Origin of the sequence: Micromonospora sp. 15K316, from assembly GCF_004348525.1 — a bacterium.
Taxonomy (GTDB): domain Bacteria; phylum Actinomycetota; class Actinomycetes; order Mycobacteriales; family Micromonosporaceae; genus Micromonospora.
The window spans coordinates 1-16,084 of record NZ_SMKG01000001.1; the positions used below are offsets into that span (position 1 = coordinate 1).

The following is a 16,084-nucleotide window of genomic DNA, read 5'->3' on the forward strand; positions in this document are numbered from 1 at the left end:
GGCGGGATCTCCACGCCCTCGAGGCGGTCGTAGAAGAGGAACTCGTCGCAGGCGGGGGGCAGCAGCGCCGAGGTGGACTTCTCGACCCCGACACCGACGACCCGTTTGTTGAGCTCCCGGAGCTTGTGGACCAGTGGCGTGAAATCGCTGTCGCCGGTGCAGATCACGAAGGTCGAGATGTAGTCCCGTTCGAAGGCCAGCTCCACCGCGTCGACGGCCATCTTGATGTCGGCAGCGTTCTTGCGGGAGGCCCCCATCCGCTGGGGTATCTCGATGAGTTCGACATGGCTGCGGGTGAGCATGCGCCGGTCCTCGTCGAAGTACGACCAGTCGGCGTACGCCCGGCGTACCACCACGCGGCCCCGCTCGGCGAGGGCGTCGGCGATGGGACGGAAGTCGAAGGCCGTCCCGCCGAGGTGATCACGGAACCCCAGTGCGAGGTTCTCGTAGTCGAGGAAAAGGGCAATCCGGTCTTCTTGATCCACGGAGGCAGCTTAGCGTCCCGTCTTCGAACGTTGATCGTGTATTCCGTCGGTTCTGAGCACCTACCGGGCAGGCGGTCTCCCCGCACTCGTCCGGCTGGTGCCGGGTGACCGGGGTGTTCGTCCGGCAGGTGTCGATGGCCGGGGGTCAGCGGTCGCAGCGGGTCATCCGGGCCCGGGGCCCGTCACGCGGGGTCCCGGATCCCGCTACGGCCGCCTGCCCCGTGGTGCCGCTGGCGGATGCTTTCGGGCGTCCCGCGCATCGGAGAGGACGACGGCGGCGAGGACCACCGCGATGGCGACAGCGGCCAGCAGCGGTGGGGCGAACAGCAGTGGTGCCGCCAGCCCGAGCAGGGTGAGCAGGGCGATCAGTCGGTCTGGCGACACCCGACCGAAGACCGTGTGTTCCAGCAGGGCCCGTCCCACGATGAACAGCGCGGGTCCGCCGACGAGGACGGCGACCCACGCCGGGTCGTTGTGACCGAGCGGTCGGGTGATGACGAGTTCGTCGCCGACCGCGGTGACGACCACGCCGGCCACCATTGTCAGGTGGGCGAGCGCCATGGGGCGGGCCAGCCGTATCGGATCGGCGGCGACGTCGATGGCTTCGGCAAGCAGTTCTCCGGCGCGGAAGACGTAGATCCTCCAGAGGAGCACGGTGGTGAGGACCGAGGCCGCGAAGGCGCCGGTCCGGTCGGCGGTGAAGTCCGTCCGGGTGAAGGTGAGCCCCGTGACGAGGATCAGTTCGCCGAGGGCGATGATGAAGAGTTGGCGGTGCCGCTCCGCCATATGCTCGGCGGCGACGGGCCATTCGGGCGCGGTTATCCGCCCGAGCCGTGGGGTGGGAAACCGGAGGGTGAACGCGGCGTAGTTGATCGCCGCGCCGAGGGTCCAGAGCACGGCGCGTGCGGATTCGCCGGTGACACTGCCCACGATCCAGAGCACGCCGGTGCCGGTGGACCAGATGAGTAGTCGCCAGCCGGTGCGCCTCTCCGGTTGAGGCAGGGCGACGGCGAAGAAGAGCGCCATCGCGATCTGGAGGGCGGCGTAAACGCTCGCGAATACCACGCTGCGCTCGTCGAAGGCGTCGGCCAGAACGGCCGCCATCGCGATACTGGCGATCATGGTGCCCAGGACCACCGCCTGGACCGTGGGGCGGCGAGGGTCCAACCGGTTCGTCAGCCACGCCGTGAGGCTCCAGACCCACCACACCGAGAGGAGCAGCACGAGGGTCTGGTACGCCCCCGTCCAGGTCAGCTCCGAGATCAGCTTTCGGGAGAGTTGGGTGAAGGCGAAGACGAACGCCAGGTCGAAGAAGAGCTCCAGGAGCCCCACCGGCTGCCGTTCCCGGGGCGCTTTGAGTAGCCCGCCAGGCTGTTCGTCCCCCATCACCTGCGTCCTACCGTTCCGGACTCCGCGTCGAGGCCGGAGCTCGGCAAACCACCCAAACGGGTGGAGTCGCAGGTGCACTCGTCGACGAGTCGTCTCGGCGCGTCGGGGATGTCGTGCCAGCACGTCGCCCGGCTCTGCCGCGACCTGAAGCCGAACGACGAACGCGGTTTCCCGCAGGTCGACTTCCCGTCAATTCCGTTCACCTCCGCAGCCGCAGCCCATTCGCTTTCCGGTGCACATTCCGTGGCGCCGCGAAATCGGTGCCGCGCGAATCCCAGCGACGGCAATCCGGAGCCGGGAGCCCGCACGACATCCACCTGCGCCACCGCTAGCAGCGACTACCTGCGGCAGCCATCGATGCGACGATGCGTTGTCGGAGAGATGACATCCGACACGATCGCCCCGACCTGACTCGCAGAATTGGATGATCGGACGACACGGGTCGCCTTTCAGGCCGCTCGGATCCCCTGCTCGTGCCGCTCAGTCAATTAAGTTTCGCCGCCGAGTCGCTAACCGGTCAAAGGCTTTGCCGAACGTCCATCAATACCGATGCTCTCTTCGGGCCCGAATCGCGGCCCAGTCCACCGGACCGCATACGGTCCGCCCGTGGGGGGAGGAGCATCGATGTTCGGTAGGAAGGCCACCAGACCCGTGAGAACGGCGCTCGCCGTGATCGTGCCGGGTGTTCTGGTGACGCTCGCGGGAGGCGTTGGTCCCGCGTACGCCGGGGATCCGGGCGAGGACGCGAAGGCTCGCACCACGCCGGCCTACCAGCTGGCCAAGGGCGAGGAGTGCGGGCTGCGACCGTCAGCCGGCAAGAGCGCGAAGGACGAGACGTTGAGCTGCCTGGGCGTCGAGGCGAAGCTCGACCGGACACCGGCGGTGGGAGAGAACGCGACGCTGCGGGTCACCGTCCGCGCCGCGGGGAAGATCGGACCGAGCGAGATCAGTGTCGCCCTCCCGGCCGAGCTGGAGTGGGTGCAGGCGCCGGCCGAGCTGGGCGTGCAGAAGCGCAGCAGCATGCAGCCCGAGCGGTCGGGTTCCATCTCGGTGGCGCGGACGACCCGCGCGCTGCGCTCGGGCGACAGCTTCGGGTTCAGCGGTGTGGTCCGGGCGGTGAAGGCGGGTCAGGTGCAGATCCAGGCCCGGGCGACCGCGCCGTACGGCCGGGACGTCCAGGCCGGTCAGGACGACGTCTTCCTGACCATCGCGGAGAAGGCGGGGGCGTCCCGGCTCGGACACTCGGTGCCGGCCGGCGACAGCTCCACGACGCGCGTACCCACGACCGAGCGGGCGGCGAGGCCGTCCGGCGAGAAGCCGAAGAGCGTGGGTGCGCAGAGCGTGGCGGGCGAGGCGCAGGCGGAGGCGCGGGCCAAGGGGCTGAAGGTCATCGCCCCGCAGGCGCCGTGTGACACCCGGGTGGCCGGGAACTGGAGCTTCCAGGACCAGAACGGCACCTGGCACAACCAGATGAACATGCAGGTTCAGGTCTGGGACGACGACGTCTTCGGTGACTCGCTGCTCGCCACCGGCGTGACGGACGGCGCCGGCAACTACAACATCTGCTTCGACTCGAAGGTCGAGGGCTTCCCGGACAGCGGAAACGCCGACATCTACGTCCGCTTCATCACGTCGAACTCGCTGTGGCGGGTGCAGCGCGGCGGCAACCCGCTCTCCTTCCAGACCGGAACGACCAACGACGTGCCCACCGGCAGCACCCTGAACCTCGGTGCGCTCACCGCCGCCGACGGGGCGCTGCAGCGCGGGCTGCACGCCTACGACTCCGCGAACGACGCGTGGCTGTGGGTGCCGAAGCCGAACAACCTGTGCTGGGATCAGGACGACGCGAGCTGCCGCCAGGTGGTCATCAACTGGGCGCCGGACTCGACCGACGGCACGTACTACAACCTGGGCAGCAACCAGGTGCACCTGGCCGCCGACGACCCGAACGCGCCGGTCACCGTGGTGCACGAGATCGGCCACGCGGTGATGGACGACCTGTACAACGACAACTTCCCCGCCGCGCCGAACTGCAACCCGCACAGCGTCACCGGCACCAGCTCGGCGGGGTGCGCCTGGACGGAGGGCTGGGCGGAGTGGTTCCCGGCCACCGTCTACAACGACCCGTTCTTCCGCTGGCCCAGCGGCGCCTCGCTCAACCTGGAGAACACGAGCTGGGGCAACGGCTGGGGCGAGGGCGACACCACCGAGGGCCGGGTCGCCGCCGCGTTGATCGACATCACCGACTCCGCGAACGAGGCGACGTGGGACCGGTACGGCGAGGGGCCGTGGAACATCTGGACGACGTCCCGGCTGCACAACTCGACCACCTTCGCGAACTTCTGGTCGCACCGCACCGCCGACGGCTTCAACGTGGCCGACTCGGGGGCGCTCGCCTCGGTGTACCAGAACACCATCGACTACCAGTTCCGGGACCCGCTGGGCAACTACGCCCCGCTGACCCGCCCGACGCCGACGCCGCCGCACAACTTCGGCTACTCGACCTCGTCGGTCTACTGGTCGGTGGTCGCGCTCAAGCCCAACTCCGGCGACCTGGACCTGCAGCTCTACGACGACCGGGCGCAGGGCGCGTACCTGAGCGGCAGCGCGGCCGGCGGCACCACCGTCGACTTCGTCGCTGTGGACTCCAACCGCCGGGCGTTGGGTGACTACTACCCGCGGGTGACGAACTGGTCCGGCGGCGGTGGCTACCGCGTCGAGCTCGCCCAGGGCACCAGCGTGCTCAACGGCGGCAGCAGCACGATCACGATGGGTACGAACAACGTGGTCACCGTCCGGGACACGTACCTCACCGCCGGGGTACCGGTCACCATCTCGGTGGCGACCACCAACGCCGGCCAGGACGCCGAGCTGTTCCTGATGAGCAGCGACGCGAACGCGGCCACCTGGATCCGTCCCCGCTCGGGTGCGGCGGCCGCCGCCACGGGTGGCGGGGCCGGCGCGACCGAGACGATCACCTTCACCCCGGCCCTGAGCGGCTGGTACGGCGTCGTGGTGATCAACAAGGCGGGTTCGGGGAGCTACACCCTGAGCCGGTCCTGACCGCTCACCTCCTCACCGGTCCGGGAGCGCCCGCCGCGGCGCTCCCGGACCGCTGCCCGAGGGCAGGAGCCGATCCGTCGGCGAATCGCACGGAACCGGCGGACCTGCCGCCACGTCGGACCGACGTAACCTGACGCGGGAGGCGAGAGATGCACCGACTGCCGGCCCTGCTGGCCGCGCCGGCCGTGCTGGCCGCGGCGGTGACCGTCACGGGCTGCGCGGGCGGCGACCGCACCGAGCCGGAGCCGCCGACCGGCGGCACGACGCTGGTGCTGCGGCTGAGCGAGCTGCCCGGCCTGCTGCCTCCCGGCGGCGCGGCGGCGCTCGCCCCGCGCTACTCGCTCTTCGGTGACGGCCGACTGATCAGCGCCCCGACCGCGGCGGGGGGATGGCCGCAGTTACGCGAGGACACCGTATCGGCCGACGACGTACGCGAGCTGTTCCGTACGGCCGCCGCGCTGCCGGACGGACCCGCGGCGGGCACCCCGGACGGGCCCGTCGTCCAGGTGGTCGTGGGTGCGGCCGGCGGGCGGCGCACCGTCACCCTGGCCCGCGACGACGCCGCCGCCACCCGGCTCCGGGCCGATCTCGCGCGGCACGCCGGCGGGCCGCCGACGCCGTACGATCCGACGGTCGTCGCGATCGTCGCCACGCCCGCCGACCCCGCCGAACCGGCCCGGCCGTGGCCGCTGCCGACCCTGGCCGGCGAGCCGCTGGACGGCACGTCGGCCGGCTCCACCTGCCTCGTGCTGCGCGGCGCGGATCTGGACACCGCGCGGCGCGCGGTGGGACCCGCCGACGCCGCCGCGCGGTGGCGCAGTGCGGGCCGGGTGTGGCAGGTGGCGCCGCGGCCGCTCCTGCCCGACGAGACCGGGTGCGCGGACCTCTGACCCATCACCGCCCTGCCGGGCGGAGATCGCCGGCGCGGAGTCGCCGGCCCGCCGGTCAGTCGGGCAGCAGGCGCCGGAGAACTCCCTTGCCGGTGGCACCCATCCGGTACGACTGCACCAGGTACGAGCCGCAGACGATGTTCGCGCCGGCGAGTACCGGCACCAGGTACTGCACCAGCCGTTGCCGGCGCTGCCAGGTGGCGATGTCGGCCGGGGTCTCCGCGGTCGGCAGCGTCGCGTCGCGGACCTCGACCTTGTCGCCGCGCCGGTGCGCCTCCTCGGCGAGCCGGCCGATCCGGCTCCCGCAGTAGGCGGCGTACGCGGTGGCCGCCGCGCCGGCGACGGCGAAGCCGGCCTTGAGCGCCCCCACCGTCCCGAAGCCCTTCTGCAGGGCCATCCGCCGGCCACCGACCCGGGCCAGCTGGGCGCCGGCGACCAGCGTCGCGCCGATGCCGACCCACTGCGCCGGCGTGAACCGACCCCAGGCCGACTCGGCCACCCGGATCCGGTCGAGGCCGTCGCGCAGGTCGCTGCCGGACTTGTTCACGCCGGCCACCCCCATCACCGTCCCGCCGAACCACAGGGCGGACCCGATGTCGTGCACCGCCTGGGCGACGGCGTGGTTGTCAGTGGCGGTCAGCTGCATCTCGAGCTCCTCGGCGGGACATGTGATCGCCTGCTCTTCCTGCAGTGAGTCAAGCATCTTCAGGGGCACCGCACCGGCGGATCCCGCTGACCCGCCACTCCGTCGTCCGCACCGGCGGGCCCCGGCGTACGGCCCGACGGGGACACGGTTTGGCCCGCCGGGGCCGTGCCCCCGGGGAAGGAGTAGGGGCGCCGCCGAACCAGGCGGTCATCCATCCGCTGCGTTGGGAGGCACGACGTGTTCCGCCACGACAAACACCTGCAGTTCCAAGCCCGGCCCGAGAAGCCCGACGCCCTGTTCGCGATGAAGCTGCAGGAGGTGCTCGGCGGCCAGTTCGGTGAGATGACCGTGATGATGCAGTACCTCTGGCAGGGCTGGACGTGCCGGGTTCCCGGCAAGTACAAGGACATGATCATGGACATCGGGACCGAGGAGATCGGTCACGTCGAGATGCTCACCACCATGCTGGCCCGACTGCTCGAAGGCGCCCCGGCCGAGACGACGGAGAAGGCGGTCGCCGCCAACCCCGTGCTCGCGGCCGTCATCGGCGGCATGAACCCGCAGCACGCCATCGTCGGCGGCGGTTCGCCCCTGCCGCGCGACAGCCAGGGGGTGCCCTGGAACGCGAGCTACATCGTCGCCAGCGGCAACCTCCTCGCCGACTTCCGCTCGAACGTCGCCGCGGAGGCGCAGAGCCGGTTGCAGACCAGCCGGGTCATGAACATGACCGACGACCCCGGCGTCAAGGAGATGCTCCGGTTCAACCTGGCCCGCGACACCTACCACCAGCAGCAGTGGCTGCTCGGTATCGAGCAGCTCATCGAGGACGGGTACACCGAGCACGGCATCGAGAACTCCAACGGCGACATCGAGAACAAGGACCACAACCACACGTTCTGGAGCTTCGGCACCGACAGCCAGGCGGGCGAGGGCCGGTGGGCGCAGGGCCCGAGCCTCATCGGCGGGCCCGACCTGACGTACCTGCCCGAACCGGTCGCGCTCACCGACGACACCGCCCTGCCCCCGCCGCCGGACCCGAAGCTCTACGCCACCTACGACGGCTCTCGTGGTCCGGGTAAGCCCGGTGACGCCTCCGGCGCACACGCCCAGGGGCTCGCCAACGTCGCCCGCAAGGTCAAGGACGCCCTCGACTGACCGGCGCGCCCGCCAGGTTCGAGCTGTTCGCGGGTAGCTCGGACGAGTGACAGGGCGCAGGGGAAGCCCCGGCCACGCCCGCCGCGAGAGAGTGTTGGCGGAGCCGATGTCCGCCTCGCGTCACGCACCCTCGGCGGCTGCACGCCACCGGGGTCCCCATCGCCTCCAGGCCACGGCCGCCCGGCGCGTCCCCGTGACGATCGACGCGCCGGGCCGGGCCTGCCGGAGCCGTGGTCGACGGCGGCATCCGCGCACGACCGGCAGGCCGATGAGCATCGAGGAGACGACGTGACCGGAGAGCCGAACACCGCGGACAGCCAGCCCCGTCTTCATCAGCACGGGCGGGAGATCCAGGCCTTCGGGAGTGTCCGTCAGCTGCCGGTCGCCCTGGCGTACGAGGCGCGGTTGTACTCGTGCGAGCGGTTGAACCGGCTCCTCGCCGACACCCGCATCCTGCACGCGCTCTACAAGAAGTACCACTGGCTCATGCGGGGGCACACGTTCTACCAGCTGCACCTCCTGCTCGACAAGCACGCCGACGAGCAGCTCGCCCTTGTCGACACGCTCGCCGAGCGGGTGCAGACGCTCGGCGGTGTCGCGGTCGGCGACCCGCGCCACGTCGCCGAACTGACCCGGATCCCCCGCCCGCCCGACGGCGTGGAGGAGGTGCCCGGCATGCTGTCGCGCCTGCTGGAGGCGCACGAGACGATCCTGACCGACGCGCACGACGCGGCGGCCCGGGTCGCCGAGGCCGGTGACGACGGCAGCAACGATCTGCTGGTGTCGGACCTGATCCGCACCAACGAGCTCCAGGCGTGGTTCATCGCCGAGCACCTCGTCGACACGCCGGTCGTACGCGCCTGATCCGCTACCCGTCCTCCGGCGCGCCGGTGGCCCGCCCGCCCTGTCGGCGGGCGGGCCACGCGCGCGTCAGGCGACGTCGGCGCGCCCGAGCCGCCAGTAGCCCATGAACGCGACGGCGTGCCGGTCGATGCCCCGCTCCCCCACCAGGTGCCGGCGCAGTGTGCGGATGACGCCCGCCTCCCCCGCGAGCCACGCGTACAGCGGCGACGAGGGCGTGTCGACCTCGGTGGGCACCTCCCAGAGGATCTCGGTGTCCACGTCCACGTCGTCGTCGGTGACGGGGGCGGTGGCGGGCTCGACACGGGCCGCGATCAGCTCCCCGGCCGCGGCGGCGACGGCCGGGACGAGGAGGCTGCCGCACTCGCCGGAGCCCCGGGCAAGCCAGGTCAGCTCGACGCCGGGGGGCGTCACCAGCGGGAGCGCGTCCCCGGCCTCCGGTACCTCGATCAGCGCCCGGCCGGCCGCGTCCAGCGGCAGACGTTCCAGGATGGCGGCGATCGCCGGGGTGGCGGTCTCGTCCCCGGCGAGCAGCAGCCGACCCGTCGACGGCAGCCGGAACTCGATGCCGCCGTGGTCACCGGGGTAGCCGGCGTCCGGGCCCACGAGGGCGATCTCGTCGCCGGGCCGGGCCCGCCGCGCCCATCGGGTCGCCGGGCCGCCGTCACCGTGCAGGACCAGGTCGACGTCGACCTCGGCGAGGTGCGGACGGACGGCGCGCACGGTGTAGGTGCGGATGGGGTTGCGTTGCTCCTCGGGCAGGGCCCGCCACTGCGCGTACCAGTCCGGGCCGTCCGACAGCCGCACCCCGTGCTCGCCGGGCAGCGGCAGCGCGAGCTTGATCCGCTGGTCCCAGCCGTTGTCGGCGAACCGGTCCAGGTCGGGGCCGGTGAAGGTGACCCGGAGGAACGACGGGCTCAGCCGGTGCACGGCCCGGACCTCGACGGTGAAGACGCGCCAGGGCGCGATAGGCAGGGTCTCGGTCATGGTGCCTCTCTGGGTCGGGCGGCGCCGGTCGAAGGTTAGGCTACCCTAACCAGCATTCCCGGTGAGCGGAAGTCCGCCGCCGGGCCCGGAGTTCACACCTCGATGTACGAGCCCATGATGACCGTGCGATCGCGGGGCAGGCAGAAGTGTTCGGCGGCGTCGGCGGTGATGAACGAGGTCGTGATGAAGAGCCGCTTGCGCCAGCGCGGCATGGTCGGCCGGTCGCCGGCGCGCAGCTCGATCTTGGAGAGGAAGTAGGACGCCTCGCCGGCGTCGATCCGCCCCTCGACATCGCCCGCGTTCAACCTCCGCAGCGTCTCGGGCACGTCCGGGCTCTCCATGTAGCCGAAGTAGGCGCTCACGTGGGTGATGCCGTCGTCGGAGTAACCGAGGTCGTCGACGACGATCCGCTGGTCCGCGGAGACCCGGGGCACCGGCTTGGTCTCGATCGAGAGGATCACCACGTGCTCGTGGCGTACGTGGTTGTGCTCGACGTTGGCGCGCATCGCGAGCGGCACTGTCTGCTTACCCCGGTTGAGGAAGATGGCCGTGCCGGGGACGCGCCGGGCGAGCTTGCCGTCCTCGCGCAGCTCCTCGACGAACTCCCGCAGCGAGCCCTCGTGCCGCTGGCGTTCGCTGGTGACGATCTCGCGTCCGCGTTTCCAGGTCGTCATGACCGTGAAGGCGGCGAGGCCGATCAACAACGGCACCCACGCGCCGTGCAGCAGCTTCGTCGCGTTGGCCCCCAGGAGCAGCAGGTCCCACACCAGCAGCGGCACCGCGCCCAGCGCGAGCAGCCACAGCGGGACCTTCCACTTCCAACGGCCGAGGTAGAACAGGAGGAAGGTGCTGATCGTGATCGTCGCGGTCACCGCCATGCCGTACGCGAACGCCAGCCCGGTCGAGCTGCCGTAGGCGAGAACGAGGGTGAGCACCGCCACCATCAGCAGCCAGTTGACCCACGGGACGTAGACCTGCCCGATGGTGGACTCCGAGGTGTGCAGGATCCGCAGCCGGGGCAGGTAGCCGAGCTCCGCGGCCTGTGAGGCGACCGAGAAGGCGCCGGTGATCACGGACTGGGAGGCGATGACCGTCGCAGCGGTGGCGAGCAGGGTCAGCGGGAGCCGACCCCAGTCGGGCGCGAGCAGGAAGAACGGACTGCTGATGTTGCTCGGGTCCTTCAGGATCAGCGCGCCCTGGCCGAGATAGCTCAGCGCCAACGCGGGAAACACCAGGACCAGCCAGGCTCGGGTGATCGACCGGCGACCGAAGTGCCCCAGGTCGGCGTAGAGCGCCTCGGCGCCGGTCACGGCGAGCACCACTGCGGCGAGGGCGAAGAACGCGACCTCGAAGCGGCCGGCCAGGAATCCCAGCGCGTAGGTCGGCGACAGCGCCTTGAGGATGTCCGGGTGCGCGGCGATGCCCCGCACTCCGCAGACGGCGACGGTGAGGAACCAGACGATCATGATGGGCCCGAAGAGGCGGCCGACCGCCGCGCTCCCCCGGCGTTGGGCGACGAAGAGTAGCGCGATGATCACCACGGTGATGGGGACGACGAGATCCTCGAGCGAAGGTTCGACGACCTTGAGCCCCTCGACGGCGGAGAGCACCGAGATCGCCGGCGTGATCATGCTGTCGCCGAAGAAGAGCGCCGCGCCGAAGATGCCGAGCGCCACGAGCAGCGGCACCGCTCGCCCACCGCGCCGGACGTTGCGGCGCAGCAGGGTGATGAGGGCCATGATGCCCCCCTCGCCGTCGTTGTCGGCGCGCAGCGCCAGCAGCACGTAGGTGACCGTCACGATGATCATCACGGTCCAGAACACCAGCGACACCACGCCGAACACGTTCTCGGTACTGACCGGGACGGGATGCGGATCGCTCGGGTTGAACACCGTCTGCATCGCGTAGATCGGGCTGGTGCCGATGTCGCCGAAGACGACGCCCAAGGCGCCGACGACCAGTGCGAGTCGCACGCTGTCCCGGGCGACCGAGCTGCTGGCCCCCAACGGACGCGACGCCGGTCCGGCCTCGGGCGTGCCCGGTTGCTGGCGCTCGGTCACGGCCATCCCCCCTGTAGCCGGCGACGGCACCGGCTGGACGCCTGGGGCACCGGATGCCCGACGTCGGCATATCGGCACATTACCGGCAGAACGAAGCCCTCGGCGGCCGGTCATGGACAGTCGCGGGTGCCGGAACACCGATCAACGCCCCGGACGTGCGCGTCGGGGGCGCGGCCGGCTCCCGCCGGTGACCGGGCCGTCCGCCCCGCCGGTGCGCTCAGCCGCGCAGCAGCGTCCTGATGTCCGCGAAGAGCCGCTCGTCCGCGGCGGCGGCCTCCTCGGAGGTCGCGTCCTGCTGGATGAAGTTGTGCTCCAGCCCGGGCTCCTGCCGGTGCAGCACCCGGACCCCGGCCTCGGCCAGCCGGCGGGCGTAAGCGTTCCCCTCGTCGCGCAGCGCGTCGTGCTCCGCGGTCACGATGACGGTGGCCGGCATGCCGTGCAGGTCCGCCACCAGCAGCGGACTGGCGGGGACACGGTCGGCGGCGCGAGGCGTCCACTGCGCGACGGCCCAGGTGAGGAAGTCGGTGTCCAAGGCGTGGCCCGACCCCTCGTCGACGACGCTCGGCTGCGCGAGCGTCAGGTCCGTGTTGGGGAACATCAGGACCTGCGCTTCGGGAAGCTGCTCCCCCGCGTCGCGCAATCGAAGGCAGGCCATGGTGGCGAGGTAGCCGCCGGCGCTGTCGCCGGCCACCGCGACCGGCCGGGCCCAGCGCAGGACCGCCGCCACGTCGTCGATGGCCGCGGGATACGGGTGTTCGGGGGCGAGCCGGTACTCCACGGCCAGCACCTCGACGTCGCAGGCGTCGGCGAGGCGCCGGCAGATGCGGTCGTGGGTGTCCAGGTCACCCAGGACGAAGCCGCCGCCATGGGCGAAGACCACCCGCGGCCGCGCCTGCTCGGCCGGGCGGTAGTGGCGCAGCCGGAGGCCGTCGGGCCCCTCGACGTCCCGCACGTGAGCCAGCCCGGGCCCCTGGGGACGCGCGGCAGCGCGGCGACGTGACCCTTCGCGGAGTTCCGACGCATCGAAGGAAGCCATGGGACTCTCTCCTCCGGAATGATCAACGCCGGGACGCCGGGTCCCGGCCGCCCTCGCGACCGGCGCGGCGGGCCGCGGCGCATCGGGCGACGCCGGCGGCGAGTCAGACTCTAACGCCCGTCGGCCCCGGCGCTCGTACGACCGGGACAACCCATGAAGATGTCCGGTGGGCGCGCGTTCCGCACGAACGACCGGGGCGTTCCGTGGTGGGCTCGGTGACCTCGTCGCGGTGCTGAGGTCACCGAGCCCGTCGCACGGGGATCCGTACCGGTCAGCCCGCCGGGTTCGCGGCGCGGGCCTTGCGCCGGCGCAGCTCCTCCGCCGAGACCTGCCAGGTGGAGTTCGTCGCGCCGAGGCCGAGGAGCACCTGGTCGAAGGAGTTCCCGTCGGTGTCGTCGGTGTAGCAGACGCTCACCTCGCCCCACGGCGAGGCGGCGACCGCCATCTGGTCCTGGCGACCGGTGGTGGTCTGGCTCAGCGCCTGGGCCGGGAGCCGGCCGGTCGCCGTACCGTCCGGGTTGAGTCCCCGCGCCCAGACATCGGCGCCGGCGACCGTCCAACCCACGACGACGTTGTCCTGGTCGTCGATGCCGACGCCGGGTGTGGTGGCGCCGGCACCGGTGGAGACCTCGACCTCGGGGTGCCGTGCGGCGCCGGCGGCGGTGAACGAGCGCTGCCAGACGCCGCGAGTGCCGGTGTGGTCGGATTCCCACGCCACCGTGAAGTCACCGGTGACGTTCGCGGCGACCAAGGCGCGCCGCTGCTGCCCGTCGCTCTGCGCGTTGGCCGTACGCCGCGACAGCACCACGGATCCGTTGGAACGCGCCAGCCGGGTGAGGCCGACGTTGTAGAAGCCGTTGGCGTCGGCGTCCTCGTCCCAGACCACCAGCGCCTCGCCGGAGGCGGAGACCGCCACGTCGGGACGGTGGTGTGCGCCCGTCGACTGTGACGCGGTCACCTCGTACGCCTTGGTGGTGGCGGCGGTGAACCCGGCGGCCCGGACGGTGGCGGGCGTGGTGCCCTGGATGTCCTCCCAGACCACGGTGAATCCGGTGGCGGCGGCGTTGTTGGGCGCGCCGTCCGGGTCCACACCCACCTTCGGCCAGATCTGCTGCCCGGCGTCGCTCGCACACCGGCGATGACGTGCACCGAGCGCGCGTCGGCGTGGCGGGAGACGACGGAGCCGGAGGCGGACGCTGTCGGGCGCCGGGTCACCGGACGCCACACCGAGTTTGAAGGGGTACGGCACCGCGGCTCGGGCACCCCGCAGGGGCGTCAACGCGGCTCCCGCGGCGGTCAGTCCACCGAGGACGAATATGCGACGGCTCAGCCTTGTCATGGCGAGCACTTTCGAGAACGTCGATGAACGGCGGGCGTTTCGACCCGGAATCCGGAGTGACACGACGCTGTCCGCTTCACGGCGATCCGGTGTACGAGCCCGGGATAGCCACCGCCCCGGCGAAATTCGATTGCCGGACGCCACTCGTTCCACGAGGGTGGTGCCCATGAGGTTCTGACGGACAACACCCACGTCTTCTCCGAGGCGCCGTGACACCGGCCGGCGCCGCGTTGTCGTCCACCCTCCCCTCAGCGAGAAGTGAGCCTCCTTGTCCCCGTACGCCTCCGCCTCGGAGTTCCGCCCGCAGTCCACCCCCGCCACCGTCACCGTCTTCGCCTCGGCCGAGAGCTGGATCGAGTCGGACGCCCTCCGGCAGTGCCAGCAGGTGGCCGCCCTCGACGGCATGGTCCACGTCGCCGCCATGCCGGACCTGCATCCGGGCAAGGGCGCCCCCATCGGCGCGGCCATGTCCTCCACCGTGCTGTACCCGTTCCTGGTCGGCTCCGACATCGGGTGCGGCATCGCGGTCTTCCCGATCAGGCTCAAGCGCGCCGTACCCGAGAGGCTCGCCGCCCGGTTCCCCGACCTCGATTGGCCGCTGGATCCCGAACGGGACGCCGACGACCCCGCCTGGGCCGTCGTCGAGGACGACCTTCCCGCCGGCCACCTCGACGGGCTCGGGACGGTCGGCCGGGGCAACCACTTCGTGGAGCTGGCCCGGATCGGCACGGTCTTCGAGCCGGGCCACGCCACGAGGATCGGGCTCGACGCCGGAGACCTCGTGCTCGTCGTGCACAGCGGCTCCCGCGGGCTCGGCGAGCGGATCCTGCGGGCGCACACCGAGATCCACGGCGCCGGTCCCGCTCCGGACGCCGCCGCCTACCTGACGTCGCACGACGAGGCCGTCCGGTGGGGATCGCTCAACCGGCGGCTGCTCGCCGCGCGGGTCGCCCACGCCCTCGGGGCCGAGCCCAGCGAGCCGCTCGTCGACCAGTGCCACAACCTCGTCGAGATCCGCGACGGGCGCTACCTGCACCGCAAGGGGGCGGCGCCGGGTGACGGCCGCGACGTGCTGATCGCCGGTACCCGCGGCACCCCGTCCTACCTCGTGGCCGCGCACGCCGGCCCGGCCGCCAACCACTCGGTGGCCCACGGCGCGGGTCGGAAGATGTCCCGTGCCGACGCCCTGCGCCGCGGCCGGGCCAAGCACACCGTCGAGGAGCTGCGCCGCACCCCGGTCGGCTCGGTGGTGGTCTGCGGCGAGCGGCAGTTGCTCTTCGAGGAGGCGCCCTCGGCCTACAAGCGCATCGAGCGGGTCGTCGCCGACCTCGTCGACCATGAGCTCGCCACCCCCGTGGCCACCACCGTGCCGCTGGTCACCTACAAGACGCCCGAGGTCGACGCGGCGACGCGATCCGACCGCCGGGCCGGCAACCGGGGGCGGCGGCGCGCGTGACCGTCCACCTGTTCCTCTCCGCCGGCCGCGGCCCGCAGGAGTGCGCCTGGGCGCTCACCCGGCTGCTGCGCCGGCTGGAGGCCGACGCCACCCGGCGGGGCCTGACCACCCGGCGGATCCAGACCGTGCCCGGTGAACGGCCCGACACCCACCGGTCGGCGTTGCTCCGGATCGACGGCGGCGACGCCGAGGAGTTCACCGCCGGGTGGACCGGCACGCTCTGCTGGCAGGCGCCCAGCCCGTACCGGGCGAGCACCGGTCGGAAGAACTGGTACGTGGTCGCCCGGCCCTGCCGGCTCGACGGCCCGACGACGAGTTTCTCGGCGGACGACGTCGACGTCGTCGCCTGCCGGACCGGCGGCCGGGGTGGCCAGCACCGGAACAAGGCCAGCACCGCGGTGCGGGCCACCCACCGCCCGACCGGCATCGTCGTCGTGGTCGACACCGAGCGGCAGTTCAGCCTCAACCGCCGGATCGCGCTGCGACGGCTGCGGCAGCGCGTCGAGGACGGCGACGAGGCGGCCCGGCGCGACGTCGTCACCGACCGGTGGCGGATCCACGACGAGCTGGTACGCGGCGACCCCACCCGGGTCGAGCGCCCGGAGCCGGCGGGGCGCGACCCGGCCCCTCGGCGGTCACGGCCGGTGCGGGGGCGCTCCCCGCGCTGACCTCGCGGCGGCGGGCGCCGGCCGCTCGGCGACGGCACGGTGACGCCAC

General features: G+C 72.0%; 13 protein-coding genes. 6 read left to right on the top strand and 7 right to left on the bottom strand.

Annotation, left to right across the window (positions count from 1 at the left end; genetic code table 11):
* Both E1211_RS00005 and E1211_RS00010 read right to left on the bottom strand, forming a co-directional pair.
* The coding region (locus E1211_RS00005; protein ID WP_132343988.1) for an NYN domain-containing protein at positions 1-485 on the bottom strand (485 nt) is incomplete at its 3' end.
* A 204-nt stretch (positions 486-689) separates the two neighbouring features.
* Positions 690-1,871, bottom strand: coding sequence for a low temperature requirement protein A (locus E1211_RS00010; RefSeq protein ID WP_132343990.1), 1,182 nt, complete (start codon positions 1,869-1,871; stop codon positions 690-692).
* 627 nt (positions 1,872-2,498) lie between these two features.
* Between E1211_RS00010 and E1211_RS00015 the strand changes: the two genes are divergently transcribed.
* Positions 2,499-4,937, top strand: a complete 2,439-nt coding sequence (locus E1211_RS00015; protein WP_132343992.1) for a hypothetical protein — start codon at positions 2,499-2,501, stop codon at positions 4,935-4,937.
* A gap of 149 nt (positions 4,938-5,086) precedes the next feature.
* Positions 5,087-5,827 carry a hypothetical protein gene (locus E1211_RS00020; RefSeq protein WP_132343994.1) on the top strand — a complete coding sequence of 247 codons (741 nt, stop codon included), beginning with the start codon at positions 5,087-5,089 and terminating at the stop codon, positions 5,825-5,827.
* Between the two features lie 55 nt (positions 5,828-5,882).
* Here E1211_RS00020 and E1211_RS00025 read toward each other — a convergent pair whose 3' ends face one another.
* Positions 5,883-6,473, bottom strand: a complete 591-nt coding sequence (locus tag E1211_RS00025; protein ID WP_132343996.1) for a hypothetical protein — start codon at positions 6,471-6,473, stop codon at positions 5,883-5,885.
* A gap of 237 nt (positions 6,474-6,710) precedes the next feature.
* Here E1211_RS00025 and E1211_RS00030 point away from each other — a divergent pair, with 237 nt between their 5' ends.
* Both E1211_RS00030 and E1211_RS00035 read left to right on the top strand, forming a co-directional pair.
* Positions 6,711-7,628, top strand: a complete 918-nt coding sequence (locus E1211_RS00030) for a manganese catalase family protein (protein WP_132343998.1) — start codon at positions 6,711-6,713, stop codon at positions 7,626-7,628.
* Between the two features lie 288 nt (positions 7,629-7,916).
* The gene (locus E1211_RS00035; RefSeq protein WP_132344000.1) at positions 7,917-8,492 is read left to right on the top strand and encodes a Dps family protein; all 576 of its coding nucleotides are present in this window, start codon (positions 7,917-7,919) and stop codon (positions 8,490-8,492) included.
* Between the two features lie 66 nt (positions 8,493-8,558).
* Here E1211_RS00035 and E1211_RS00040 read toward each other — a convergent pair whose 3' ends face one another.
* The 4 genes from E1211_RS00040 to E1211_RS00055 all read right to left on the bottom strand — a co-directional run bounded on the left by E1211_RS00040 (position 8,559) and on the right by E1211_RS00055 (position 13,911).
* Complete coding sequence (locus E1211_RS00040; RefSeq protein WP_132344002.1) at positions 8,559-9,476, bottom strand: siderophore-interacting protein; 918 nt, start codon at positions 9,474-9,476, stop codon at positions 8,559-8,561.
* A 92-nt stretch (positions 9,477-9,568) separates the two neighbouring features.
* Entirely contained in the window at positions 9,569-11,536 is a 1,968-nt protein-coding gene (locus E1211_RS00045) for a potassium transporter Kup (RefSeq protein WP_243709236.1), read from the bottom strand.
* Positions 11,537-11,753: 217 nt separating this feature from the next.
* On the bottom strand, positions 11,754-12,488 hold the full coding sequence (locus tag E1211_RS00050) for an alpha/beta hydrolase (protein WP_207915103.1): 735 nt from the start codon (positions 12,486-12,488) through the stop codon (positions 11,754-11,756).
* A 355-nt stretch (positions 12,489-12,843) separates the two neighbouring features.
* A complete protein-coding gene (locus tag E1211_RS00055; RefSeq protein WP_243709237.1) occupies positions 12,844-13,911 on the bottom strand; it encodes a hypothetical protein in 1,068 nt (355 codons plus the stop codon).
* A 268-nt stretch (positions 13,912-14,179) separates the two neighbouring features.
* On the opposite strand from E1211_RS00055, the gene E1211_RS00060 reads away from it, so the two are divergent.
* Together E1211_RS00060 and prfH are read left to right on the top strand one after the other, a co-directional pair.
* The gene (locus tag E1211_RS00060) at positions 14,180-15,367 is read left to right on the top strand and encodes an RNA ligase RtcB family protein (protein WP_132344009.1); all 1,188 of its coding nucleotides are present in this window, start codon (positions 14,180-14,182) and stop codon (positions 15,365-15,367) included.
* Positions 15,364-16,035: a peptide chain release factor H gene (prfH, locus tag E1211_RS00065; protein ID WP_132344011.1), complete on the top strand. Its 672-nt coding sequence runs from the start codon at positions 15,364-15,366 to the stop codon at positions 16,033-16,035. Before E1211_RS00060 ends, prfH begins: the two co-directional genes overlap by 4 nt.
* Positions 16,036-16,084: the final 49 nt, after the last annotated feature.